Source organism: Streptomyces sp. NPDC046977 (genome assembly GCF_040644455.1).
In the GTDB taxonomy this organism is placed as follows: Bacteria; Actinomycetota; Actinomycetes; order Streptomycetales; family Streptomycetaceae; genus Actinacidiphila.
Map to the genome: position 1 here is coordinate 83,847 of NZ_JBEYWO010000002.1, position 24,584 is coordinate 108,430.

The following is a 24,584-nucleotide window of genomic DNA, read 5'->3' on the forward strand; positions in this document are numbered from 1 at the left end:
CCCCGGGGGTCAGCCCCAGGCCTCGTCCAGCGCCTTGAAGATGCGCTTGTCGGAGACGGGGAACGCGGTGCCGAGGGCGTGCGCGAAGTAGCTCACCCGCAGCTCCTCGATCATCCAGCGGATGTCGCTCACCCGATCGGGGACGGGACGCCCGGCCGGCCGCGCGGCGAGCAGCTCGGCGTACTCGGCCTGGATCTCCCGGACCTTCTCCATGCGCGTGGTGTCGCGCTGGGCGCCGCTGGGCATCTGCTGCAGCCGCCGGTCCACGGCGACCAGGTAGCGCATCAGGTCCGGCAGCCGGCGCACCCCCGTGCCGGTCACGAAGCCGGGGTGCACCAGGGCCGCCAGCTGCTCCTTGACGTCCGCGAGGTTGGCGACCAGCGCCAGGCTCTGGGTGGCCTTCAGACGGCGCTCACAGGCCTGCCAGGCGGCCAGCACCTGCCGGACCTGCCCCACGGCCTTGATGGTCAGCTCGACCAGCTCCGCGCGCACGGAGTCGTAGAGCTTGCGGAAGGACTCCTCGTCCCAGACCGGTCCGCCGTTGTCGGCGATGAGCCGGTCGGCGGCGGCGGTCACGCAGTCGTCGAAGAGGGCGGCCACCGAGCCGTGCGGGCTGCGCGACAGGGCGAGCTTGTCCTGGTTGGACAGCCGGTCCGCGACGAACTTCGCCGGGTTGGCGGGCACGTTCAGCAGGATCAGCCGGCGGGTGCCGCGCCACATCGCCTCGGCCTGCTCGGCCTCGGTGTCGAAGAGCTGCACGCCCACGCTCTCGCCCTCGTCCACCAGCGCCGGGTACGCCTTGACCGGCTGCCCGGCCCGCCGGGTCTCGAAGGTGCGCGGCAGAGTGCCCACGGTCCACTGCTTCAGGCCCGTGCGCCGCTCGATCCCGATGGAGCCCGCCGCGTCGAAGGCCTTGGTGATGGCGGCCTTGGTCTTCGGGCGGAGGCTGAGCTTGAGCGCCTCCAGGTCCTTGTCCTCGGCCAGCTTGCGGCGCCGCTCGTCGGTCACCCGGAAGGTGATCTTCAGATGGTCGGGCACCTTGGCGAGGTCGAAGTCCTCGGCCGTGACCGGCACCCCCACCATGCGCTGCAACTCCCGCGCCAGCGTCTCCGGGAGCGGGTCCTGCACCGGTACGACACGGTCCAGGAACGCCTTCGCGTAGTTCGGCGCGGGAACGTAGTGCCGGCGGATCGCCTTGGGCAGCGAGCGGATGAGCTCGGTGACGACCTGCTCGCGCAGGCCCGGGATCTGCCAGTCGAAGCCGTCCGGGGTGATCTGGTTGAGCACCTGCAGCGGGACGTGGACGGTCACGCCGTCCGCGTCGGCGCCGGGCTCGAACTGGTACGTCACCCGCAGCTTGAGCTTCCCCTGGCGCCACGAGTCGGGGTAGTCGTCCTTGGTGACGGCCTCGGCGTTCTCGTTGATGAGCATGGAGTGCTCGAAGGTGAGCAGCTCCGGCTTCTCGCGGTGCTCCTTCTTCCACCAGGAGTCGAAGTGCGCCCCGGAGACGACGTGTTCGGGCACCACGCGGTCGTAGAAGTCGAAGAGCGTCTCGTCGTCCACGAGGATGTCGCGGCGCCGCGCCCGGTGCTCCAGCTCCTCGACCTCCGCGAGCAGTTTGCGGTTGTCGTGGAAGAACTGGTGGTGGGTCCGCCAGTCGCCCTCGACCAGCGCGTTGCGGATGAACAGCTCGCGGCTCGTCTCCGGGTCGATCTTCCCGTAGTTGACCTTGCGGTCGGCGACGATCGGCACGCCGTACAGCGTCACCTTCTCCAGCGCCATGACCGCCGCCTGGTCCTTCTCCCAGTGCGGTTCGCTGTAGGACCGTTTCACCAGGTGCTGGGCGAGCGGCTCGATCCACTCCGGCTCGATGCGGGCGTTGACCCGCGCCCACAGCCGCGAGGTCTCCACCAGCTCGGCGGACATGATCCAGCGCGGGGGCTTCTTGAAGAGCGACGATCCGGGGAAGACCGCGAACTTGGCGCTGCGGGCTCCCAGGAACTCGTTCTTGCTGTCGGTGTCCTTCAGGCCGATGTGCGACAGCAGGCCGGCCAGCAGCGACTGGTGCACATGCTGGGCGTTGACCTCGTGGTCGCCCTCGGCGAGGTGGATGCCCATCGTCTTGGCGACCGTGCGCAGCTGGCTGTAGATGTCCTGCCACTCGCGGATGCGCAGGTAGTTGAGGAACTCCGAGCGGCACATCCGGCGGAAGGCGGAGGACGACAGCGCCTTCTGCTGCTCGCGGACGTAGCGCCACAGGTTGAGCAGCGCCATGAAGTCGCTGGTCTCGTCCGCGAACCGCCGGTGCTTCTCGTCCGCCTGCTGCTGCTTGTCCTGCGGCCGTTCGCGCGGGTCCTGGATGGACAGCGCGGCCGCGATCACCATGACCTCGCGGACCACGCCGTTGCGCTCCGCCTCCAGCACCATCCGGGCCAGCCGCGGGTCCACCGGCAGCTGGGAGAGCTTGCGGCCGGTCTGGGTGAGCTTCTGGCCGTCCAGCGCGCCCAGTTCCTGCAGCAGCTGGACGCCGTCCTTGATGTTCCGGGCGTCCGGTGGGTCGATGAAGGGGAAGCGGGCGATGTCGCCGAGGCCCGCGGCGGTCATCTGGAGGATCACGGAGGCCAGGTTGGTGCGCAGGATCTCGGCGTCGGTGAACTCCGGGCGGGACAGGAAGTCGTCCTCGGAGTAGAGCCGTACGCAGATGCCGTCCGCGAGCCGGCCGCAGCGGCCCTTGCGCTGGTTGGCGCTGGCCTGGCTGATCGGCTCGATCGGCAGCCGCTGCACCTTGGTGCGGTGGCTGTAGCGGGAGATGCGGGCGATGCCCGTGTCGATCACGTAGCGGATGCCGGGGACGGTGAGCGAGGTCTCCGCGACATTGGTGGCCAGCACGATGCGGCGGCCCGTGCCGCGCTGGAAGACCCGGTGCTGCTCGGCGGAGGACAGCCGCGCGTACAGCGGCAGCACCTCCGTGAACCGCAGCTGCCGCTTGTTGAGGGCGTCGGCGGTGTCGCGGATCTCCCGCTCGCCGGAGAGGAAGACCAGGATGTCGCCGGGCCCCTCGGCCTGGAGCTCGTCGACCGCGTCGCAGATCGCGGTGACCTGGTCGCGGTCGTCGTTGTCGGCCTCTTCCGCCAGAAGCGGCCGGTAGCGCACCTCGACCGGGTACGTGCGCCCGCTGACCTCCACGATCGGGGCGTCGCCGAAGTGCCGCGAGAAGCGCTCCGGGTCGATCGTCGCGGAGGTGATCACGACCTTGAGGTCGGGGCGGCGGGGCAGCAGCTGGGCGAGGTAGCCCAGGATGAAGTCGATGTTGAGGCTGCGCTCGTGCGCCTCGTCGATGATGATCGTGTCGTACTGCAGCAGCTCCCGGTCCGTCTGGATCTCGGCGAGCATGATGCCGTCCGTCATCAGCTTGACCAGCGTGCTGTCGCCGACCTGGTCGGTGAAGCGGACCTTCCAGCCGACCGCCTCGCCCAGCGGGGTGCGCAGCTCCTCCGCGACGCGCTCGGCGACCGTGCGGGCCGCGATCCGGCGGGGCTGGGTGTGGCCGATCAGGCCGCGGACGCCGCGGCCCAGCTCCAGGCAGATCTTCGGGATCTGGGTCGTCTTGCCGGAACCGGTCTCGCCCGCGACGATCACGACCTGGTGGTCCCGGATCGCCTCGAGGATCTCGTCCTTCTTCCGGCTGACCGGCAACTGCTCCGGGTACGAGATCGCGGGTATGGCCGTGCGCCGTGCCTCGACCTTGAGCGAGGCCTTGTCGATCTCGGCCCCGATCTCCGCCAGCACCGCGGTCCGGGCCTCCGGCTTGCGAATACGGCGTGCGCCGTCGAGGCGGCGGCCGAGGCGCTGCGCGTCGCGCAGGGTCAGCTCGGTCAGCCGGGTGCCGAGCTCGGCGAATGCGGGGGTGGCGGGCTGCGTAGACATACGCGTTCCAGCATCGCATTCGGTGCGGCTCCCGGGCGAACCCATTTAGGTCACGCACCCCCGGCGCGCGACACCCGTGCGATGCGCGGGTGCCCCGGGGGGCGGGCCGCGACATGCGGCATCCCCGGAGCAGGGAGACGATCGAGGAGCGGAGTCCCCCCGGGAAGCGGGCCGTACGTCCTGGCTTCCCGCGGACCGGGGCTCCGCGCGCGTGATCCACGACCCGGCACGTCCGCAGGAAGGACCCCCACCATGGCCGCTCCCACCGTTGTGATCACCGGCGCGCTCACCGGCATCGGCCGTGCCGCCGCGGAGGCGTACGCGCGCCAGGGCGCGAACGTGGTGGTCTCCGGCCGCCATCAGGAGGCCGGAGAGCAGCTCGCCGGGGAGCTGGGCGCCCTCGGCGGCCGTGCGGAGTTCGTCAGGACCGATGTGCGTCTGGAGGCCGAGGTGCAGCGGCTGATGGAGCACGCCGTACAGACGTACGGGAAGATCGACGTCGCCTTCAACAACGCCGGCACCGAGGGCACCCCCGGCGGCGTCGAGGACATCACCGACAAGGAGTACGACGACGTCTTCGACACCAATGTGCGCGGCACGGTGCTGAGCATGAAGCACGAGTTCCGCGCCATGAAGCAGGGCGGCGGCGGCAGCATCGTCAACATCAGCTCCACCTACGGCCAGATGGGCTTCCCGGGCGCCTCCTTGTACGTGGCCAGCAAGCACGCCGTCATCGGCATCACCAAGGTGGCGGCCATCGAGGGCGCGCTGCACGGCATCCGGGTGAACGCGGTGGCTCCCGGCTTCACCCGCACCGCCATGTACGAGCGGGTCACCGCCTCGGACGCGTTCCGCCAGGCGGTGGACTCCATCCTGCCGCTGCATCGTCCGGGCACCCCGGAGGAGATCGCGGACGCCGTGGTCTTCCTCGGCTCCGACAAGGCCTCGTACATCACCGGGCAGACCCTCACCCTGGACGGCGGGCTCATGGCCGGCTGGCCGCTCTTCCCGGTCGGCTGACCTCGCGCGCCGCGGCGCCGGCGCCGGTGCCGGTGCGGACACAACGCAGAACCCCCGCCGAGGAATCTCGGCGGGGGTTCCTGCCCTTACGGGCTGCTGTGGCTGGGGCCGGGGTCGAACCGGCGACCTATCGCTTTTCAGGCGATCGCTCGTACCAACTGAGCTACCCAGCCAGCGCGGTCCTGACGGGATTTGAACCCGCGGCCTCCACCTTGACAGGGTGGCGAGCACTCCAAACTGCTCCACAGGACCTTGCTTTGCGCTTCTCTGTGCGAGACACAGTCTCGCACAGGTCAGTGCGTGCCCCCAACGGGATTCGAACCCGTGCTACCGCCTTGAAAGGGCGGCGTCCTGGGCCACTAGACGATGAGGGCTGATGGCCCGCCGGGCGGTGTTTCGGCCGTCGGGGACGTGAGAAGCATATGGGATGCGGCGGGGGATCGCCAAAACGCTTTAGCCCGCGCCCGTCGGGCGGACCCCGGGGGACGGTTCGCGCCCCGGCGTCACCTCCTCCGGCAGATGGCGGGAGACCTCGGCCGTCGACTGCCCCAGACCGCCCAGCGTGATCTCGTCCCAGGCCTGCAGGGCGTGGCTGTCGCGGTCCAGGTAGAGCACCGACGCCTCCACCTTCTGCGGCGTGTCGCCCTCCACGGCGCGCAGCCCGCCGCCGCCCGTCGTGCCCTGCACCATCAGGCGGCTGCCGTGCTGAAGGACGCTGACGTCGCGCTGATGGGTGTGCCCGGCCAGGATCAGCGGGACGGTGCCGTCCGCCTGGGCGGCCGCGATGGGGTTGTGGGCGATGGCGATGTCGACCGTCTGGCCGGCCGCGTCCTGCCGCCGGACGGAGTCGGCCAGCCGCTGCCCGGCCCGGCGTTCCGCCGCGTCGCCCGCGGCCTCGACCGAGCGGTCGGGGGTGAACTGCGGGTCGCCGATGCCGGCGATCCGCAGCCCCTTCACGACCGCCGACTCCCCGTTGTCCACCACGACGGCCCCCTTGCGCGCCGCCACCGCGCGCTGGCTGTCCATGGAGTCGTGGTTGCCGCGCACGAAGACGTAGGGCGCGCCCAGGTCCGGGATGGCGGAGGTGAAGCCGTTCTCGGCGGTGGTGCCGTGGTCCATCAGATCGCCGGTGTCGATGATGACGTCGATCCGGTACTCGGCGACGACGGACTGGATGATCTGCCAGGCCGCCGGGTTGAGGTGGATGTCCGAGACGTGCAGCACCCGCAGGGTCGACGGGTCGGGGCTGTACGCCGGCAGCGTGGACGTCGCGTCGTACAGCCGGGTCATGTTGGTGACCAGCCGGGCCAGCTCCTGCTGGTAGACGTCGAAGTCGCTGACGATGCTGCGGGCGTTGCCGACCACGGACGGCGCGCTGCTCAGCAGCCCGGAGAACTTGGGCTCCAGGACGCTGCGCGGGTTCCACGTCCCGTACGCCGTGCCCGCGCAGGCCGCCAGCACCGCCAGCGACAGACCGCCGGCGGCCAGCGCCCTGCGGGGCGTGCGGTAGACGGCCAGGCCCAGGGCGGTGGCGCCGGTCAGCACGGCCAGCGTTGTGCGCAGCGCGAGCTGCGCGGTGCTGTTCCGCACGTCCGTGGCGATCTCGTCCTGGAGCCCGCTCAGCCGCTCCGGGTGCCGGACCAGGGCCTGGGCGCGCTCGGGGTCGAGGGTGTCGACGTCCACCACCAGCCGCAGCGGCCCGTCGTGGCTGTCCAGCTGCAGGGCTCCCAGCGGAGCCACGTTCACCTTGGTGTCCCCGGTCCACGACGGGTGCAGGGACATCCGGGTGTTCATCGGCCCCACCGGTTCCCTGATGCTCCCCAGCACCACCAGCCCGAGCCAGCCGCCGATCAGGGTGACCGCGACCAGCGCGAGCGCGGTGAGCCAGGGACGGCGCGGCGCGCCGAGCCCGGGGACAGCGGGGACGGCGGGGCGGGTGCGGGAAGAGGCCGAGGGGGAGGAGCGCCGGAGGGTACGGCGCAGCGCGGACCGGACGCGGTGCGGCAGATCTCGGAGCATTGCCGACGTATGCCCTTCTCCTCCCCGGCGTATGCCCCGTCAGCCCCAGCCCAGCTCGTGGAGGCGCTCCTCCTCGATGCCGAAGTGGTGCGCCACTTCGTGGACGACGGTCGTGGCGACCTCCTCCACGATCTCCTCCGCGGTGGAGCACAGCCGCAGTGTCGGGCCCCGGTAGACCGTGATGCGGTCCGGCAGCACCCCGGCGTACCACTCGCCGCGCTCGGTCAGGGGAGTTCCCTCGTACAGGCCGAGCAGTTCGGGGTCGGCCGGGTCGGGTTCGTCCTCGACGAACACCGCCACGTTGTCCATGACCCGGGCCAGCTCGGGGGGGATCCGGTCCAGCGCGTCGCTGACCAGTTCCTCGAACGCTTCGCGCGACATCTCCAGCACACCGCCCATTGTCCGGGACGGCCGGTCGATCGGGCAGTGTCCGACGCGGACCGGATCGCACGAGCACGGCACCCGCGAAGGCGGCGGCCGCTCCCGGCCCTGGTCGGCGCGCCGCACAGTCCGGTGCCGAGCGGGAGTTGGAGCCGCGTGGACGCTCCGGCGGCGACATGCCGCCCCAGGGGCGCGGGGAACGGCGCGACCAGCCCGGGCGGACCTGTCCCGGGCGTCACGCTCGGCCGAGTGGCCGGGGCGTTCGCCCGCGCCTGGACCGCACGGTCCGTCAGACAACGCGGGGGTGCGCCGGTCGCGGCCCCGATCGCGACGAGCAGCCGGTTCATCCGCGGTCCCTCCGGGCGGTGCCGCGTACGGCCGCGGCCGTCGGGCTCCGCGACCGGAGGGCGGTGACCTGCATCACGCCCTCCCCGCGCGGCGGGACGGCGACGTAGCCGGCGGCCGCTGCACGCCGATCGCCGCGCAGCCGGCCGCGCTCACCGGGAAGGTCGCCCACGGGGAGGTCCCTGCCGCGGTGGGCGACGACAGCCCGGCCCCGGAGCGGGCGAACGCCCCGGCCACTCGGCCGAGCGTGACGCCCGGGACGGTGCCCGGGCGCCGTGGCGGGAGGGCCGGCCGGGGGGCGTGCGGGCGTGTGCGTGTCCCCAGGGGCCGCGGGCCCGTTGGGCAGCGCGGAACCCGCTCCGTCGGGCGACTGCCTCCGGAGCCTCCTCAGTCCTTCCTCCGCTCTCCTCAGACCTTCCGAGGTGCTCCCGTGACCCCTGCCACAGCCCGCGCGCGCACGGCGGCCGTACTGCTTCTCCCCGTACTCGCCCTGGGGTCCCTGACCGGCTGCATGACCGTCGGCGGCACGGGCAGCGACGCCAAGCCCGACGGGATCTCCACCGGGATCGCGGGTGAGGACGGCGGGGCCGGCGGCACCGGCTCGAACGGCGGGCTGGGCCTGCCCGCCGCCGTCCCGGGCGCCCCGGGGGGCCGGCCGGGCCGGCCGGGGCACTCCCCGTCGGCCTCGGGATCGCCGTCGGCGACCGCGCAGGAGTCGGTGCCGGGGCCGACCCAGGGCCCGGGCGGCCCGCACAGCGGCAAGCCCTCGGGGCGGCCGTCGTCCTCGCCGCGGCCCTCGACGCCGGCGTCCCCGACCGACCGGCCCTCGCCCTCGTCGTCGCCCGGCGGCGAGTCCTCGGCGCCGCCCTCCGGCGGCCCCTCGCCCGAGCCGTCGCCCTCCAGCGCGCCCTCGGCGAACGGGGCCGTCTGAGGCGTCCAGGACCGAATTGGCCAAAGCGGTCTTCTATGCGTATGCTGGCAGATCGTTTGATCCCCTTGCCCGGCGCCGAACCGAGACGCGCCGCGTTGGCGCGTTCCTTTTCTCCTGTGGCTGACCGCATAGAGGCGGTTGTAAGCAACCTCCGGAGCTGGCGCGTGCCGAAATCTCCGAGAGGTTTTAGCTTCAGCATGTCTATTGACACTGCCGACCGTTCCGCCATGCCCTTCGACACCAACGACACCGACACCGATGGCGCCGTCAGCACCGTTGACGAGGCCGTCACCGAGGAGCACTCCGCTCCCGAGGTCACCTTCGGCGACCTGGGCCTGCCCGAGGCCATCGTCCGCAAGCTGGCGCAGAACGGTGTCACCACCCCCTTCCCGATCCAGGCCGCGACCATCCCGGACGCCCTGGCCGGCAAGGACATCCTCGGCCGCGGCCGCACCGGCTCCGGCAAGACGCTCTCCTTCGGCCTGCCGCTGCTCACGCAGCTCTCCGGCGGCCACACCGAGCGCAAGCGCCCGCGCGGTGTGATCCTCACCCCGACCCGCGAGCTGGCGATGCAGGTCGCCGACGCCCTGCAGCCGTACGGCGACGTCCTCGGCCTGAAGATGAAGGTCGTCTGCGGCGGTACGTCGATGCAGAACCAGATCTACGCCCTGGAGCGCGGCGTCGACATCCTCGTCGCCACCCCGGGCCGGCTGCGCGACCTGATCGACCGCGGCGCCTGCTCGCTGGACCAGGTGCAGATCGCCGTCCTCGACGAGGCCGACCAGATGGCCGACATGGGCTTCCTGCCCGAGGTCACCGAGATCCTCGACCTGGTTCCCAAGGGCGGCCAGCGACTGCTGTTCTCCGCCACGCTGGAGAACGAGATCGACACGCTGGTCAAGCGCTACCTGAAGGACCCGGTCACCCACGAGGTCGACCCCTCCGCGGGCGCGGTCACCACCATGACCCACCACGTGCTGATCGTGAAGCCCAAGGACAAGGCGCCGGTCACCGCGGCCATCGCCGCCCGCAAGGGCCGCACCATCATCTTCGTCCGCACCCAGATGGGCGCCGACCGCGTCGCCGAGCAGCTGCGCGAGGCGGGCGTCAAGGCCGACGCCCTGCACGGCGGCATGACCCAGAGCGCGCGCACCCGCACCCTGGCCGACTTCAAGGACGGTTACGTCAACGTCCTGGTCGCCACGGACGTCGCGGCGCGCGGCATCCACGTCGACGGCATCGGCCTGGTGCTGAACGTGGACCCGGCCGCCGACCACAAGGACTACCTGCACCGCTCGGGCCGCACCGCCCGCGCGGGCGAGTCCGGCACGGTCGTCTCCCTGGCCCTGCCGCACCAGCGCAAGCAGATCTTCCGGCTGATGGAGGACGCGGGCGTCGACGCCTCGCGCCACATCGTCGGCGGCGCCGGCGCGTTCGACGAGGACGTCGCCAAGATCACCGGCGCGCGTTCGCTGACCGAGGTCCAGGCCGACGCGGCCGGCAACGCCGCGCAGCAGGCCGAGCGCGAGGTCGCCGACCTCACCAAGTCCCTTGAGCGCGCGCAGCGTCGGGCCGCCGAACTGCGCGACGAGGCCGACCGCCTCACCGCCCGCGCCGCCCGCGAGCGCGGCGACGACCCCGAGGCCGCCGTGGCCGCCGCCCAGGCCGAGGCCGCCGAGGCGGTCGCCGCCGCTGCGGCCGCCGTCCCGGCGCAGGCCGAGGCCCCCGCGGAGCCGGCCGAGCAGCGCACCTTCCAGCGCCGCGACGACCGGGGCAACTACGAGCGCCGTCGTGACGACCGTCCGTCGTACGGCAACCGCGACCGTGACCGCGGCGACCGGGACCGAGGAGGTTACGAGCGCCGTGACGACCGTCCGTCCTACGGCAACCGCGACCGTCGCGACGACCGCCCGGCCCGTCCGTCCCACGACCGCCGTGACGACCGTCCGTCCTACGGCAACCGTGACCGTCGTGACGACCGCCCGTCGTACGGCAACCGTGACCGCCGTGACGACCGTCCGTCGTACAACAGCCGTGACCGCCGTGACGACCGTCCGGCCCGTCCGTCCTACGAGCGTCGTGACGACCGTCCGTCGTACGGCAACCGCGACGACCGTCCGGCGGCCCGCTCCTACGACCGTCCGTTCAACCGCGACCGCCGTGACGACCGCCCGTCGTCCTTCGGCCGCGACCGCGACAACAACGACCGCCGCCCGTACGGCCGTCGTGACGACCACCGCCCCGGCACCACCGGTACCGGGACCGGCACCGGCTCCTTCGGCCGTCGTGACGACAAGCCGCGCTGGAAGCGCAACGGCTGACGCTCTCCGCACAGCCTGAACGAAGGGGCCCGGCAGGTGAACACCACCTGCCGGGCCCCTTCGCGTGTCCCCCGTGGCTCCGGGGCCTCCGGGGCTGAAACGGTGGCGGCCTGGTCCCGGTCCGTAGGGCGAATACGGTCAATTTCAGCCAGCGGGCGACGCATGCGGTGCCCCCGGCGAGGGAATCGCTCGGGGCATGACAATTCCAAAAGGGTCGGACGAGACCAGAGGGCCCACCGCTCCGGTCACCGACGAGGAACGCCTCGCCCAACTCGGCTACACCCAGGTGCTGGCCCGCCGCATGTCCGCGTTCTCCAACTTCGCGGTCTCCTTCACGATCATCTCGGTGCTGTCCGGCTGCCTGACGCTCTACGCGTTCGGCATGAACACCGGCGGCCCCGCCGTCATCACCTGGGGCTGGGTCGGCGTCGGGCTGATGACCCTGGTCGTCGGCCTGGCCATGGCCGAGATCTGCTCCACCTACCCGACCTCCGCGGGCCTCTACTACTGGGCCCACAAGCTCGCCCCGGCGCGCAGCGCCGCCGCGTGGGCGTGGTTCGCGGGCTGGTTCAACGTGCTGGGCCAGGTCGCCGTGACCGCGGGCATCGACTTCGGTGCGGCGAGCTTCCTCAACGCGTACCTGGACCTGCAGTTCGGGTTCACCAGCACTCCCGGCCACACCATCGTGCTGTTCGCGGCGATCCTGCTGCTGCACGGGCTGCTCAACACCTTCGGCGTGCGGATCGTCGCGCTGCTCAACGACATCAGCGTCTGGTGGCACGTCCTCGGTGTCGCGCTGATCGTCGGCGTGCTCGCCCTCGTGCCCGACCGGCACCAGTCGACCTCGTTCGTCTTCACGCACTTCGTCAACAACACCGGCTGGGGCAGCGGCGTCTACGTCGTACTGCTGGGCCTGCTCATGGCGCAGTACACCTTCACCGGCTACGACGCCTCCGCGCACATGACGGAGGAGACCCACGACGCCGCCACCGCCGGCCCGCGCGGCATCGTCCGCTCCATCTGGATCTCGTGGATCGCCGGCTTCGTGCTGCTGCTCGGCTTCACGTACGCCATCCAGTCCTACGACGACACCCTCGGCACCTCCACCGGCGTGCCGCCCGCCCAGATCCTCATCGACGGCGCCGGCACCGTCGGGGGCAAGCTGTTGCTGCTCGTCGTCATCGGCGCCCAGCTTTTCTGCGGTATGGCCTCCGTCACCGCCAACAGCCGCATGATCTACGCCTTCTCACGCGACGGAGCCCTGCCGTTCTCCGCGACCTGGCGGCACATCAACCCCCGCACCAGGACCCCCACCAACGCGGTCTGGCTCGCCGCCACCGGTGCGCTCGTCCTCGGGCTGCCCTACCTGATCAACCTCACCGCGTACGCCGCCGTGACGTCCATCGCCGTCATCGGGCTCTACATCGCGTACGTCATCCCCACCCTGCTGCGCCTCCACAAGGGCGACGCCTTCGAGCGCGGGCCCTGGCACCTGGGCCGCTGGTCCCGGCCCATCGGCATCGTCGCCGTCGCCTGGGTCGGCTTCATCACCGTCCTGTTCATGCTGCCCCAGGTGAGTCCCGTCACGGTGGACACGTTCAACTACGCGCCCATCGCCGTCCTGGTCGTCCTCGGCTTCGCCGCCACCTGGTGGCTGGTCTCCGCCCGCCACTGGTTCCTCCGCGACCACGCCCCCGCCCCCACCGACACCGCCGGCTGACACCGCGGTCGCCCCCTCCGCGACGGCGACCGCGTCCAACAGGCCCAATGCACTCGGAGCGACGGCCACCGTCCGGCTATGCTGCGGTGTGCGGGCCGTTAGCTCAATTGGCAGAGCAGTGGACTTTTAATCCATTGGTTGTGGGTTCGAGTCCCACACGGCCTACCGAGAGGATCAACAGGAAAACCCTTGTTGACCTGCGAAGATGCGTCCCGGATGGACTTCACGATCCGGGGCGCACTCGCTTTTCTGGGGCCGGGTGAGCCCGGCGTGAGCCCGGCGGTTTCGCCAACAGCCTTTGGACGGGACCTCGGAACGAGCGCCGCGGCCTTCTCGGACACCTCTCGATCGATCTCCGGGAGGAGGCTCGTATAGGTGTCCGACGTCAGGGTGATGGTCGAATGGCGCAGAGTCTCCTTGATTGTGTGGAGATCGCCGCCGCCAGCATGCGTGAGCGTTGCTGCTCCGTGACGGAGGTCACGGAGATTGATCGGCGGCAGTCCGGCGGCCTCGGAGATTCGGCGGAAGGTGCGGGACACGGTGTCCGGATGCAGCCACCCACCGTCCTCACGGGTGAAGACCTTGCCCGTGTCCTGCCACGCGGAGCCCCACTCCAGGCGCTCCCGGTTCTGCTTCGCCCGGTGGGCGCGTAGAACGGCCACTGTCTCGCTGTCGAGGTGGATGGTTGCCGCACTGCCATCCGTCTTGGGCTCGGACTCGTACGGCGCCCATCCGTCCGTCACGATCTCCTTGGCGACCGTGAGTTCGGAACGATCCAGGTTCACGTCCGTCCAGTCCTGGCCAACGGCCTCACCGCGACGCAGGCCACGGAAAGCAATCAGGTGGAAGAGGCCGTAGAGCCGGTCTTCTTCGGCTTCATCCAGGAAGCGGCCCAGTTGTGCCGGGGTCCAGACCATGACGGCGCTCGGTTTCTGACTGGTCTTTTCCCAGCGCTGGACGCGCTCTTCGGTCCAGAGCAGCGCCTTGGGGCGTTTGCCGGAGTCCAGTTCCACATGCTTGGCGGCGTTGAAGGTGATGAGCTGCCGGGCGATGGCCGCGTTCAGCGCGGCCCGCAGAGTGGAACGGATGCGCTGCCGCGTAGCGGCGCTAGTGGTCTTGCGGAACGGCGGCATCTCCGCCAGCTTGGCCCGCTCGGTCTCAAGGCGCTTGCGCTCACGACGGGACGGGGCCCCAGGCTTTCCGGGCCGGCATCTGGCCACCTGTTCGTGGCGCGCTGCGTTCTCGGCCGCGATCACTTCGTTTTCATCGCTGATGCCCTCGAACATCTCCTGCACGTGACCGACGTTCAGGCGGTCCAGCCGGAGATGCCCGATGCGGGGCCTCAGATGCACCTTCACGTGGCTGCGGTAGCCGTTTGTCGTGGTCGTGCGCGTCTTCTTCGATGCGAGCCAGGCATCCAGCCATTCGCCCACGGTCATTTCCGACCTGAGGTCGACGCCGCCGCGCAGCTTGCGCTTGGTCTCGTCCACGTCGGGGATCGGCAGCTTCTCCGCCGCAACCTTCTCCAGCAGTTCGGCAATGCGCTGGTAGCCCTCGGTGTCGCCCTTGTCGGGGATGGCTAGCAGGGCGCGGACCTTGTCCAGGTCTTCCTGCGCAGTCGTCGCGGACTCGTACCCGCCCCGCCGGAAGGTACGGCGGGAGCCGTCTTCCTTGGCCGGTAGTTCCTGCCGCAGGTTCCAGACGCCGTGCCGCTTCTGCCTGAACTTCGGACAGGCCTGGCCGTACTGCCTCCCGGTCTCGGGGTCGCGGCAGGCGCACCGTCGGAACGTGGATCCTTTCACCCCTCACCGCCTCCTTCGCTGTCAACGTGCACCAGCTCAGAGGGCAAGGCGGGAGGGGTGAAGCCCAGGGAGCGCATGCGCGACCGAATTACCTGGAGGGATCGTTCTGCCTGCGCTTGACTCGTCTTCATGCCACCCACGGCCACGTCGGTGGGCACGCCCCGCTTCTGGGCCTCCAGCGCAAAGTCCATGGCTTCCAGCCAGTTGGCCAACGAGTCATCGTGTTCTTCCCACAGCTGGGTGGGCACGTCGCTCTGGCGCCAGTCGGTTGCCGGGGATCGGTCTCTGCCGGCAAACCACTTCACCGCTTCCCAGATGTCCATCTCGCGTCCCGGGAGGACTTCCCCTCGCTCTTCGTGCCCAAGTGGCAGGAGCAGAAGTACCGGGTGGGTGCTTAGGGCTTCGGCGAGAGCCACTAGGTCATCGGCGTCAACGCGACGCTCTCCGGCCTCAATGCGGCGAAGGCCGAGGACAGGGATGGGGCGCCCGATCTCGTTGAGCCGGTTGGACAGGCCCACGTAAGTGAGTCGCTGATCCTCACGTGCGCGCCTGATGTTCTGCCTCAGCATCTCGCCCGTTGGGCCTAGTGCTGTCCTCTGCTTGGCCGCCATGTCGCGAGCATCGCATCATTTTGATGCGTGCGCAAGCTGCGCCTGATGCGCGCGCCGCATGGATTCGATGTATCGTGACCGCCATGCAGGCCTATCAAAATGATTCGCCGGGCGATGTTCTTCGACCTGTCCGCGTATGCATTCCGGACCCGGATGAAGAGCCCACCATCACCGTGTCGGCCGCAGCCCGCATTGCGGGAGTGGCCCTGAGAACCGGGTACGCCGCAGCTCAGCGAGGCGAGTGGCCCGTGATCCGAACGGGACGGGCAGTGCGAGTGCGCACCCGCCAGTTCCTGGAGCAGTGCGGCTTCTCGGCCGGCGCTGCCTGAGGGGGAGTCGATCAATGACAGCACGACGCCGCCCAGAAGCGGCCACCAAGGGGATGACCCTCGCCGAGGTGTTGGCACTGCCCGTTGCGGTGACCCTGGACGACGCGAACCGCGCCCTGGGTATCGGACGGTCCGCGGGCTACGCAATGGCGAAGAGCGGCACGTACCCATTGGAGACGCTGAAGCTCGGGCGGGCATACCGCATCCGTCGAGCAGATCTTCTGGAACTGCTGGGCATCGCTCAGCCGGAACCCGCCGTGCGCCAGCTCAGGGGGCTGAGGCCTGGTGAGCAGCGCGAACACCCTCAACTCCGCATCGTCTGACCGCAACAACGAGAACGGCGCCCCAGGTGGGTGAACACCGGGACGCCTCGATCTCACGCCATCGCCCAGAGGGACGGTCCGGGCGGTACGGACAAGGACTCGCAATGACAGTATCTCCTGCTCCTTCCGGGGCAGAGACGTGATCGGCGAGCAGGGGAATCCTCTGCTGAGCGCCGCCTTGAGCTACGCCGCGGCCGGCATCGCGGTCTTTCCGCTCCAACCTGAAGGGAAGATGCCGCTCCTCCCCTCCACCCATCCCGGCAGTGACGCAGAGGCCCGCGCGGCCCGGAAGGCATGCCAGCCGCCCATCTGCGGGGACTTGGGGCATGGCCTGTGGGACGCAACCACTGACCAGGCGACGATTGCGGACTGGTGGCTGCGAGAACCGAACGCGAACATCGGCATCGCCGCGGGACTGTCCGGACTTCTGGTCTTGGACATCGATACCAAGGACCGCAAGCGAGGGGCCGAAACTCTCGCCGACCTAGAGGCCGAGCACGGCCCGCTCCCGGCCACGTACACCGTGCGGACCTGGTCCGGCGGCATGCACTACTTCTTCAAGATGCCGGAAGCCCCCCTGGGCAACACGGCTGGGACGGAGAGGGCGGGCCTGGGACCAGACATCGACACGCGTGGGGCCGGTGGGTACGTGGTGGCGGCGCCCTCGGTCATCCGCGAGAACGACAAGGAGGGCGTCTACACGGTCCTGCAAAGCGCCCCAGTAGCCGTCCTCCCCTCATGGGTGGCCGAGAAGCTGACCAAGCCCAAGAAGGGGTTTGTAGCGCCCGGCAGGGCGACGCAGCGCCCTCCGGCTGCTGAGCACGTGGACACGACCACCGGACTGATCCTGTCCTCGGGCGAGTTGCCGTCCGGACTCCTCGCCTGGGCGCAGCGCCGTATCCGGCAGGTGGCAAATCTGGAGGTCGGAGGCCCGGCAACGCAGCCCGTCAATGACGTGGCGCTCCAGTTGGGTCATCGGGCGCACCTGCTCGGGGAAAACTGGATCCGCACTCAGCTGCTGGCGGCCGTTGACGACAACTGGGAAGACGGCCACGAGAAGGCGTACGCGGCCATTGAGACCGGGTTGCGCGACGGCATGGACGAGCCAGTGGCATGGGTGGAGCGGCCAAGCCCTACCACTGGCCGGACGGATACACGCACGTCCGGCCAGGATCTGCCGGCCACGGCGGTGGATGACGAAGATCTTCTGCCTCCGCCGTACGTTCCGGACGAAGTCGTGGAGAAGCTGCTGCCGAACTGGCAGGTAGAGGATGTTCTGACGCTGCGCCGCTGGCGTGCGGACTGGATGCGCTGGAGGGCGACGCACTGGCGCGCCCAAGGCGGCGAAGCGGTGCGTGCTGAGCTATACCCGCTGCTCAAGGGCAAGAAGTACGTCGCGGCCAACGGTCGCGTCGAGAAGTGGGGAGCCAACCGGAACAAGGTTGCCGACCTCATCGAAGTGATGGCGGCCACGATGTACCTGGACCAGGACACCGCGCCTGGTACATGGATCGAAGGTACGGGCCCCAGCGGGATCATCGCCTGCCGGAACGGGCTCCTGGAGGTGCGCACGCGCACGCTGCATCCGCACTCCCCCCGGTTCTTCAACTCCTCCAGCCTGCCCTTCGACTACGACCCCGAGGCGCCCGAGCCCACCGAGTGGCTGAAGTTCCTTGAGTCGGTGTGGGGCGACGATCAGCAGGCCGTCAACACCTTCCACGAATGGGCTGCCTACGTCCTCTCCGGACGTACCGACCTGCACAAGATGCTGCTTGTCATCGGACCCAAGCGGTCCGGCAAGGGGACACTGGCCCGCGTCCTCACTGCACTGGTAGGGGCGGAAAACGTCGGCGGCCCCTCCATGGGCGACTTTGCGAAGAACTTCGGCCTGTCCGATCTGGTGGACAAGCCCCTGGCCATCGTGGGTGATGCCCGTATGCCAAGCACGGGTGAGCGGGAGATCGTGGAGCGGCTGCTGACCATCAGCGCCGCGGACGGCATCCGGGCGGACCGCAAGAATCGTGAGGCCTGGGTGGGTCGGCTGCCGACCCGCATCGTCATCCTCTCGAACGAGTTGCCCTCGTTCGCGGACTCCTCCGGAGCCATCGCCAGCCGGTTCATCATCCTTCAGATGACCAAGTCCTTCATTGGCAAGGAGGACACCGACCTTGAGCGCCGGCTGATGGTGGAGCTGCCCGGCATCCTCAACCTGGTGCTGGACGCCATGGAGGCACTGGAACAGCGCGGCCATATCGCCGAACCGGCCTCCTCCGAGACGGCCCGGGAGATCTTCTCCGAGCAGACCTCCCCGATTGAGGTGTTCCTGAAGGAGTGCTGCGAGGAACGCCCTGACCCAGAAGCCGTGACCCCGGTGGCCGGGCTCTTCCTCGTGTGGAGCCAGTGGTGCACCGCCAGTGGGCGCGGCGCGTACATCGGGACCAAGGAGGGCTTCGGCAAGAAGATCCTCTCCGCCCGGCCAGGGGTTCGCCGGGTACGCCCGCGGGGCGAGGACGGCAAGCAGACGCCGCACTACCAAGGCATCAAGCTCCTCCCTCCCGAAGCCCGCCAGGCCACGCCTGAGACGGGGTACTTCTCGCCTGAGACGGGGTTGAGTCGGGTTCCACAACAGCCATTTCCGCAGGTGGGCTGGGCTGAGACGGGTGAGACGGGCTCACTCAGTTCAGCGCCTACAGGAGAGTGGCCAAGCCCTGAGTTCGCTGGTGGTTGGTAATGGCGTACGGCGTAGTAGGAGCCAAGATGCGAACGAACCCGTCTCACCCGTCTCAAGCCCTCTCTACATCCAGGCTGACCTGCAAGTTCGCTGAGACGGGTTCCTTCCGACTCAACCCGTCTCAGCACGTGCACCCCGTCTCGGCGGGGCGGTGGGCATGACCACAACCCAACTGGACCGCGCACGGGCCGTGAAGCGGATTGCGGACCACCTGGCCGATCAGGACAGCTTTGTCCTGGCAATCTCGGCCCGGATGTTGGCGCCGTTGGCGCCGAAGCTGGGGAGGTTGGTCCCGACCTGGGCCGCCTACCTGGACACCGGAGAAGGCCAGGTCACACGTACAGATCACCTCGACACCCTCAGGCTTCTGGCCAACGCGTCGAGCGCGTCCGTCGTGGTCACGATCCCGAAGACTGTCCCCGCCACGGCGGTGGGCGAGGTCTTCGCCATCAAGGTGCAGGTGGACGGCCTGCGCGACTTCCTTGATCTCGATCGCGACTACTGGCCGGCGCTCATGTTCGACGCGCTGGAAGGGGTGGACCCCGTCAGTGCGCGGGTCATCCGCGCCAGGTACCCGGAGCCTGGCCGCCCGAGGGTCACTCCTCATGGCTGCTGATCACCCGTCCATGCAAGATCGATCAGAAGGGCTCCGCCCTATGTCCATCGCCACCACCTGTGGGGCCACTCGCCCAGATTGGGACGACGACCCCTGTTACCGCCTGGCAGGCCATCGCGGGAAGCACCGGTCCCGCTTGGCCCGCTGGGCAGAGCGGGGGGCCAGCAGGCAGGCTCTTGCCCCGCGCTACCTCCCCCCGCACCGCAGAGGGACTGAAGAGGTCCCCGCCGGGTCCCGGATGCGTTACCTGCCTCCGCACCGCCGGAAGGCCACCGTGGTGGTTAGCCCCCAGGAGGAGAACCAGTGAGCCTCGGCAGTTTCCTCAACAGCGTGGGTGACGGGATCGCCACCGGTATTGCGGACGTTGCCTGGGCCGGCAACGTCGTGGACCGGTACATCAACCCGTTCCACGTGGAAGCGGGCAGCTCCCAGCACCCGGTCTCCGAGCAGGACCGCGGCACGTACAACCAGGGCGCGGGCATCTACGTCAACAACTCTGTGGTCCCGCCTGTCACCGGGGCGGTTGAGGCCGTCGGTTCGGCCATCAACTGGGCCTTCTCGAATGGCGTATCCCAGCCGATTACGACGGCTGCCTTGGTGGGCAAGCTGGCCCGCAAGGACGACAACGACCCCTGGGGTTTCCGCGGCCCCTACTTCCAGGCCGACACCTGGGCCAGGGCCTGGCACGCGGCGAACTACATCAGTCCCGGCCAGTCAATCGCGCTCAACAAGAGCGAGGCTGAAGCGGCGGTTGCCTCGCCCCTGGAGTACTACAAGCCGGAGTCGGCCTACCTGCCCGCCGGGTTCGATGACCTGCCCGAGGATGAGCAGCAGCGCATCCTCCAGCAGGCTGGCATGCCGGCCATCGGCAACGCGTACATCCAGAACATGCGTCGCGAGTCGCGGCTTTTCAAGTACGCATCTGGGACGGTGGACCTCGCCTTGCGCTGGTACGCGGACCCGGTGTTCATCGCGGGCCGGGGCGTGGGCGCTGTGCGCCAGGCCAAGTACGTCAAGGCCCGCCCGTCCACGGGCTGGTCCGCCGAGGACATCGACAAGCTCATCGAGCATTCCACGATGGCCAAGGCCCAGCGGTACATCTACGACAACCGTGACAACCCGCAGCTGCTGAACAACCTTCAGATGGCCCGGGAGAGCGCGATGGGGCCCCGCTTCGGGGCCATCGCCTCCCTGCTCAAGACCCCGGAGGAGGTTCACGACTTCCTCCGCGTGGGCATGGGCGACGTCAGCGCCATCGAGCGCCTGCAAGGCGTCAATGCCGCTGCCGCGGCCCGGATCGAGCAGGACACCGCCCGCCTGTCGGCGCTGGACCTGTCCCGGGGCAAGTACGCCTCCAACCCGAACATCCAGTCCATGGTGGATCGACACATGGAGCGCCTGAACTCGCAGATCAATGCCGATGAGGCGCTGGTCCAGCGGTACGGGCAGATTTTGGAGCACTCGGACGAGCTGGACAAGATCCACCTGTCCCGGTGGTCCTTCGCCCGCGCGGAGCAGCGCACGGAGGCGCAGAACCTGTACGCCTCCGGCGCGGCCCGGCACGGCGGCGCGCAGCGCCTGCGACTGCCCCAGGGCATGCAGCGGGCTGCCGTCGTGGACGGCAAGGCCCAGTACGTGAACACGCCGCTGCACGGCGGGTTCGTGAAGTCCCGGGTCTACGGGGCCGGCGACTTCTTCGCCACCCCGGTCACGGTGGTGCGCTCCCTGAAGGAGATGCGCCCCAACGGGTACATGCGCGTCGATGACATCGACCGCGACTCCCTGACCGAGCTGCGGGGCCAGTTGGCCCGGATTCCCGGGATCACGCCGCAGGTGCGGCAGGACATCCTGAATCAGTACCTGAAGACCGCGAGCGAGGGCGAGCGCATCTCGCTCCTGGACGACGTGGGTCGGCTCGGCACGGCAAAGGTGGCCGAGAAGCACGGACTGGGCGCGCAGGCCGGGCTGGAGATCTACAAGGCGCACCTGGAGCGCAAGCAGGGCATTGCCGACGGCCTGAAACGCTACAGCGCGGCCACCCGCCCGGGACCCCAGGGCACGGCGGCCGAAGGCGCCACGCTTCGCGTGGACGAGTTCGTGGACGACGGCGGCAAGCTCGTCATCCACCCCAACACCACCACGCGCCTGGCCAACGATCACGTCTTCCAGGATCTGGATGCGCTGGACACCGTCCTGGCGCGGCACACCTCGGCCCTGCGGGCCATCCGGGAATCCCGCCTGGGGAACCCGGACTGGATCATGGACGGTGCGGACTACATCACGCACCTGTTCAAGTTCGCCACGCTGTTCCGCCTCGGCTACATCCCCCGCGTTCTCGGGGACGACGTCGCGGGCCAGTGGGCCCGCCTGGGCTCCGCGGCCATGGCTATGCGGGTCGGCTGGGGTATCCGCAATGGCGCCACCAACGCCGCGCGGATGTACGCCCGGCCGATGAACGCCGCCATCGAAGCGTCCGCCCGCGAGGGCGTGAAGTACGCCGATGGCGAGATTGCCAACCTGACGGCGCAGATGCGCCCGCTCAAGGCCCGCGTGGAGGGCATGAAGGCCTCCAACGCCCGCGACCTGGAGATCGCGCGCCAGCGCGTGGACCATGCCCGACAGGTGCTGCGCGACCTGCCCCCTGGCGCCCGGCCGGCGCAGACGGCCGCGGCCCAGAAGCTGTTCGACAGCCGCGTACTCCAGCTCCAACAGGCGGAGCGCCGGGCCGTGATGCCCGGCTCGGTCGGCAAGAACCTGAAGTACCTGGACATGGAGCGCCAGGTCGGATTCCTCCAGCGCTACCGCGACCTGTCGCTGAAGAACGCGGACGATGCCGCAGAGCAGCAGACCAAGCGCATCCAGGGCAACCAGGCCGTCATGGTGGGCGGCCAGCGATTCCCTGCCGCCTTCGAGGGCGGCGAGGGCGAGATGTACCAGACCCTCATCAGCCCCGATGACTCCCTGGGCCACATCTTCTCCAGCAACAAGCAGCTGGTGCACGGGCACCTGATGCGGTCGTTCGACCACGGCGGCAAGGTCATCTCCGCCTCGCAGGACGAAGTCCTCCACGCCGAGTCCTGGGCGCACGCCATCAACAACCAGCTGATGCAGGACCCGCTGGCACGGCTGGCCGTACAGGGCGCCTCGGAGGCCGAGATGGCCTCCTGGATCCGCCGGACCGCCGAGGGGCGGGCCTGGCGCCGCCGCATGGGCCTGAAGTTCGTCACGCCCGAGGACTACGCCAGCTCCGTGTACCACGACGTGACGGACTACATGCCGCTGCCGGAGATCCGGCAGGCAGCCCTGGAGGGGTCCCTGACCCCGGAGTTCCTGAAGAACGCCATCCCCAACGCGGCCCACCGGCCCGAGGTCCACACCGGTCAGGTGGGGCTCCAGGGACAGCTGAAGTACCGCCGGGCCCTGGACCGGGTGGTGCAGTCCTGGTTCAACGTGGCGGCGAACATCCCGGCCAAGCGGATGTCACGCCACCCCCTGTTCAACCAGCTCTACGAGGGCCATCTCAAGACGCTGGCCAAGCAGCGCGACCTTCAGGGCGGTTGGACCGTCTCCGACATCGACGGCCTGACGACCAGCGCGCGCCGGCTGGCGCTGCGGGACACCCGCCGCCTGGTGTTCGACATCGCCCACCGCAGCGACGCTGCCGCGGCGATGCGCTTCATCAGCCCGTTCTTCTCGGCCACCACCGAGGCCTTCCAGCGCTGGGGCCGCGTCATCGCGGACAAGCCCCAGATCGTCGGCTACGCCGCGAACTTCTTCAACGCCCCCGCGTCCCTCGGGCACCTGCAAGACGCCGACGGCAACAGCATCATGCAGGACGGCACCGTCATGGTGAAGAACGAGACGGGCCACTGGGTCCGCAAGCTGGTCCCGAAGGGCGACCGCTACATCGTGGGCCGGGCCCCGAAGTGGCTCGTGGACTCGCCCGTGGGCCTGGCCTTCGGCATGGAGCGCAGCTCCGGGAACTTCGTCCTGTCGCAGAACTCCATGAACATCGTGACCCAGGGGGATCCCTGGTTCCACCCGGGCGTGGGCCCGATCGTCCAGATCCCGGTCAACGAGGTCGTCAAGGACAAGCCGAAGCAGGCCGAGCTGGCTCGGCACCTGGGCATCCTGCCGTTCGGTCCGCAGACCGACGGCCCGTTCGGCACGGGCCCGGTGGGCCGGGCCGGCACCTTCCTGGCCCCGGCCACGGTCAAGAACTTCCTGACCTCGTTCGACACCTCGGACGAGCGCTACCAGCGCATCAAGCTCCAGATCATGCAGCGCGCCGCGTACGAGCACGAGGAGCTGGGCAAGCCCATGCTCACCGCGGACCAGATTGCGGACCAGACCCGGAACTACTGGCTGTTCTCTGCCGGCTCCGCGTTCCTCCAGCCGTTCTCCACTCAGCGCAAGGACGGGTACCAGTTCTACCGGGACCAGTACAACGCCCTGCGCCGGCAGAACCCGCTGACCGCGGATGACGAGTTTCTGGACCGCTACGGGGAGTCGTACTTCGTCTTCGCCCAGGCGCAGTCCCAGAACCAGTCCGGCATCCCCGCCACCATGAAGGCGGTGGAGCTTCAGAAGCAGTGGGCCGGAGTGCTCTCCGAGCACCCGGAGCTGGGCGCCCTGATCATCGGCCCGGAGGGCAACGGTCCGTTCTCGCCGGAGGCGTACGCCTACCAGCTCAACCACCCGCTGGTCCCGGGCGGAGCCGAGATGCAGCGGTCCAAGATGACCGCTGACCAGGCGATGGCCGAGAACCAGCGCCGTGCCGGCTGGTCCAAGTACGTGTCCAAGATGAACGGCCTTCAGGCCGAACTGGTCAACCGCGGCCTGAAGTCCTTCGAGGACGCAGGCGCGGAGGATCTGCGCGCCACCAAGCGCGCCGTGACCATGCTCTACGGGGACCCGCTCCTTCCGGACGGGTCCCAGAACCCGTACTACAACGCGGCCTGGTCGGAGGACTTCTACTCCCTGGACGCGCGCAAGACGGACCGCCTGGTGGCGGCCATGCAGGACGTGGCGTACTCGCCCCTGGCGCAGGAGAAGCAGCGCACCGACCTGCGCACGCTCCAGGAGTACCTGACATACCGCAAGGCCGTGGTCCAGCTCCTGGGCGCCCGCAAGGCGGCCGGTGGAGCCCAGAGTCTGGGGGCCAAGGCGAACACGGACCTGGCCCGGGTGTGGGGCCAGGTCGTGGACGGTCTGGTGGAGCGGGACACCCGCTTCGGGGACCTGTACCACCGGTACCTGAGCCGTGATCTTGGAGTGGACGTACAGGAGGAGGAAGGGTCTGCTGACACCGCATTCGCTGCGTAGATAGCCCTGCGCGAACGAGAGCCCGGCGGCTTGCTCGGCTGCCGGGCTTCGTCGTGCCCGGTGCTCATCCGCTGGGCCGCGGATGCACCATGGCTTAGTCCAGCCCGGTTGAAGCGGTCGGGCAGGTCGTGGCTCCCACTTCCGGTGCGCTGGCCACCTCATCGGCAGCCAAGGGGCGCTTCG

The 24,584-nt window shown here is 69.6% G+C and carries 13 protein-coding genes, 4 tRNA genes and 1 pseudogene; 10 read left to right on the top strand and 8 right to left on the bottom strand.

Going from position 1 to position 24,584, the window contains the following annotated elements; all coding sequences use genetic code 11:
- Positions 1-9 precede the first annotated feature (9 nt).
- A complete protein-coding gene (gene hrpA, locus ABZ883_RS02885; protein WP_360900447.1) occupies positions 10-3,927 on the bottom strand; it encodes an ATP-dependent RNA helicase HrpA in 3,918 nt (1,305 codons plus the stop codon).
- Positions 3,928-4,179: 252 nt separating this feature from the next.
- Here hrpA and ABZ883_RS02890 point away from each other — a divergent pair, with 252 nt between their 5' ends.
- Positions 4,180-4,947 carry a glucose 1-dehydrogenase gene (locus tag ABZ883_RS02890; RefSeq protein ID WP_360900450.1) on the top strand — a complete coding sequence of 256 codons (768 nt, stop codon included), beginning with the start codon at positions 4,180-4,182 and terminating at the stop codon, positions 4,945-4,947.
- Between the two features lie 99 nt (positions 4,948-5,046).
- Here the strand turns inward: ABZ883_RS02890 and ABZ883_RS02895 are convergent.
- The 5 genes from ABZ883_RS02895 to ABZ883_RS02915 all read right to left on the bottom strand — a co-directional run bounded on the left by ABZ883_RS02895 (position 5,047) and on the right by ABZ883_RS02915 (position 7,356).
- A tRNA-Phe gene (locus ABZ883_RS02895) sits at positions 5,047-5,120 on the bottom strand.
- A 4-nt stretch (positions 5,121-5,124) separates the two neighbouring features.
- A tRNA-Asp gene (locus ABZ883_RS02900) sits at positions 5,125-5,199 on the bottom strand.
- 49 nt (positions 5,200-5,248) lie between these two features.
- Positions 5,249-5,321 (bottom strand) — tRNA-Glu (locus ABZ883_RS02905).
- A gap of 79 nt (positions 5,322-5,400) precedes the next feature.
- Positions 5,401-6,966 carry a metallophosphoesterase gene (locus ABZ883_RS02910; RefSeq protein WP_360900453.1) on the bottom strand — a complete coding sequence of 522 codons (1,566 nt, stop codon included), beginning with the start codon at positions 6,964-6,966 and terminating at the stop codon, positions 5,401-5,403.
- A gap of 39 nt (positions 6,967-7,005) precedes the next feature.
- Positions 7,006-7,356, bottom strand: a complete 351-nt coding sequence (locus ABZ883_RS02915; RefSeq protein ID WP_360900455.1) for a metallopeptidase family protein — start codon at positions 7,354-7,356, stop codon at positions 7,006-7,008.
- A 766-nt stretch (positions 7,357-8,122) separates the two neighbouring features.
- Between ABZ883_RS02915 and ABZ883_RS02920 the strand changes: the two genes are divergently transcribed.
- From ABZ883_RS02920 to ABZ883_RS02935, 4 genes are all read left to right on the top strand, one after another.
- Positions 8,123-8,623, top strand: coding sequence for a hypothetical protein (locus ABZ883_RS02920; RefSeq protein WP_360900458.1), 501 nt, complete (start codon positions 8,123-8,125; stop codon positions 8,621-8,623).
- Positions 8,624-8,820: 197 nt separating this feature from the next.
- Complete coding sequence (locus tag ABZ883_RS02925) at positions 8,821-10,944, top strand: DEAD/DEAH box helicase (RefSeq protein WP_360900461.1); 2,124 nt, start codon at positions 8,821-8,823, stop codon at positions 10,942-10,944.
- A gap of 196 nt (positions 10,945-11,140) precedes the next feature.
- Complete coding sequence (locus tag ABZ883_RS02930) at positions 11,141-12,664, top strand: amino acid permease (protein WP_360900464.1); 1,524 nt, start codon at positions 11,141-11,143, stop codon at positions 12,662-12,664.
- Between the two features lie 92 nt (positions 12,665-12,756).
- Positions 12,757-12,829: transfer RNA gene (locus ABZ883_RS02935), tRNA-Lys, on the top strand.
- Between the two features lie 257 nt (positions 12,830-13,086).
- On the opposite strand, the pseudogene ABZ883_RS02940 reads toward ABZ883_RS02935, so the two are convergent.
- Positions 13,087-13,581 (bottom strand): annotated as a pseudogene (locus ABZ883_RS02940) (tyrosine-type recombinase/integrase); the annotation flags it as partial.
- On the opposite strand from ABZ883_RS02940, the gene ABZ883_RS02945 reads away from it, so the two are divergent.
- The gene (locus ABZ883_RS02945; RefSeq protein WP_360900467.1) at positions 13,507-14,247 is read left to right on the top strand and encodes a hypothetical protein; all 741 of its coding nucleotides are present in this window, start codon (positions 13,507-13,509) and stop codon (positions 14,245-14,247) included. The pseudogene ABZ883_RS02940 and the gene ABZ883_RS02945 overlap by 75 nt on opposite strands.
- A 215-nt stretch (positions 14,248-14,462) precedes the next feature.
- Here the strand turns inward: ABZ883_RS02945 and ABZ883_RS02950 are convergent, their stop codons facing one another.
- On the bottom strand, positions 14,463-15,077 hold the full coding sequence (locus tag ABZ883_RS02950; protein WP_360900470.1) for a helix-turn-helix transcriptional regulator: 615 nt from the start codon (positions 15,075-15,077) through the stop codon (positions 14,463-14,465).
- A 343-nt stretch (positions 15,078-15,420) separates the two neighbouring features.
- On the opposite strand from ABZ883_RS02950, the gene ABZ883_RS02955 reads away from it, so the two are divergent.
- The 4 genes from ABZ883_RS02955 (at position 15,421) to ABZ883_RS02970 (ending at position 24,401) form a co-directional block, all read left to right on the top strand.
- Entirely contained in the window at positions 15,421-15,729 is a 309-nt protein-coding gene (locus ABZ883_RS02955; RefSeq protein WP_360900473.1) for an integrase, read from the top strand.
- A gap of 139 nt (positions 15,730-15,868) precedes the next feature.
- Positions 15,869-18,460, top strand: coding sequence for a phage/plasmid primase, P4 family (locus tag ABZ883_RS02960; RefSeq protein WP_360900476.1), 2,592 nt, complete (start codon positions 15,869-15,871; stop codon positions 18,458-18,460).
- 157 nt (positions 18,461-18,617) lie between these two features.
- The gene (locus ABZ883_RS02965) at positions 18,618-19,076 is read left to right on the top strand and encodes a hypothetical protein (protein WP_360900479.1); all 459 of its coding nucleotides are present in this window, start codon (positions 18,618-18,620) and stop codon (positions 19,074-19,076) included.
- A 303-nt stretch (positions 19,077-19,379) separates the two neighbouring features.
- Positions 19,380-24,401, top strand: a complete 5,022-nt coding sequence (locus ABZ883_RS02970) for a hypothetical protein (RefSeq protein WP_360900482.1) — start codon at positions 19,380-19,382, stop codon at positions 24,399-24,401.
- Positions 24,402-24,584: the final 183 nt, after the last annotated feature.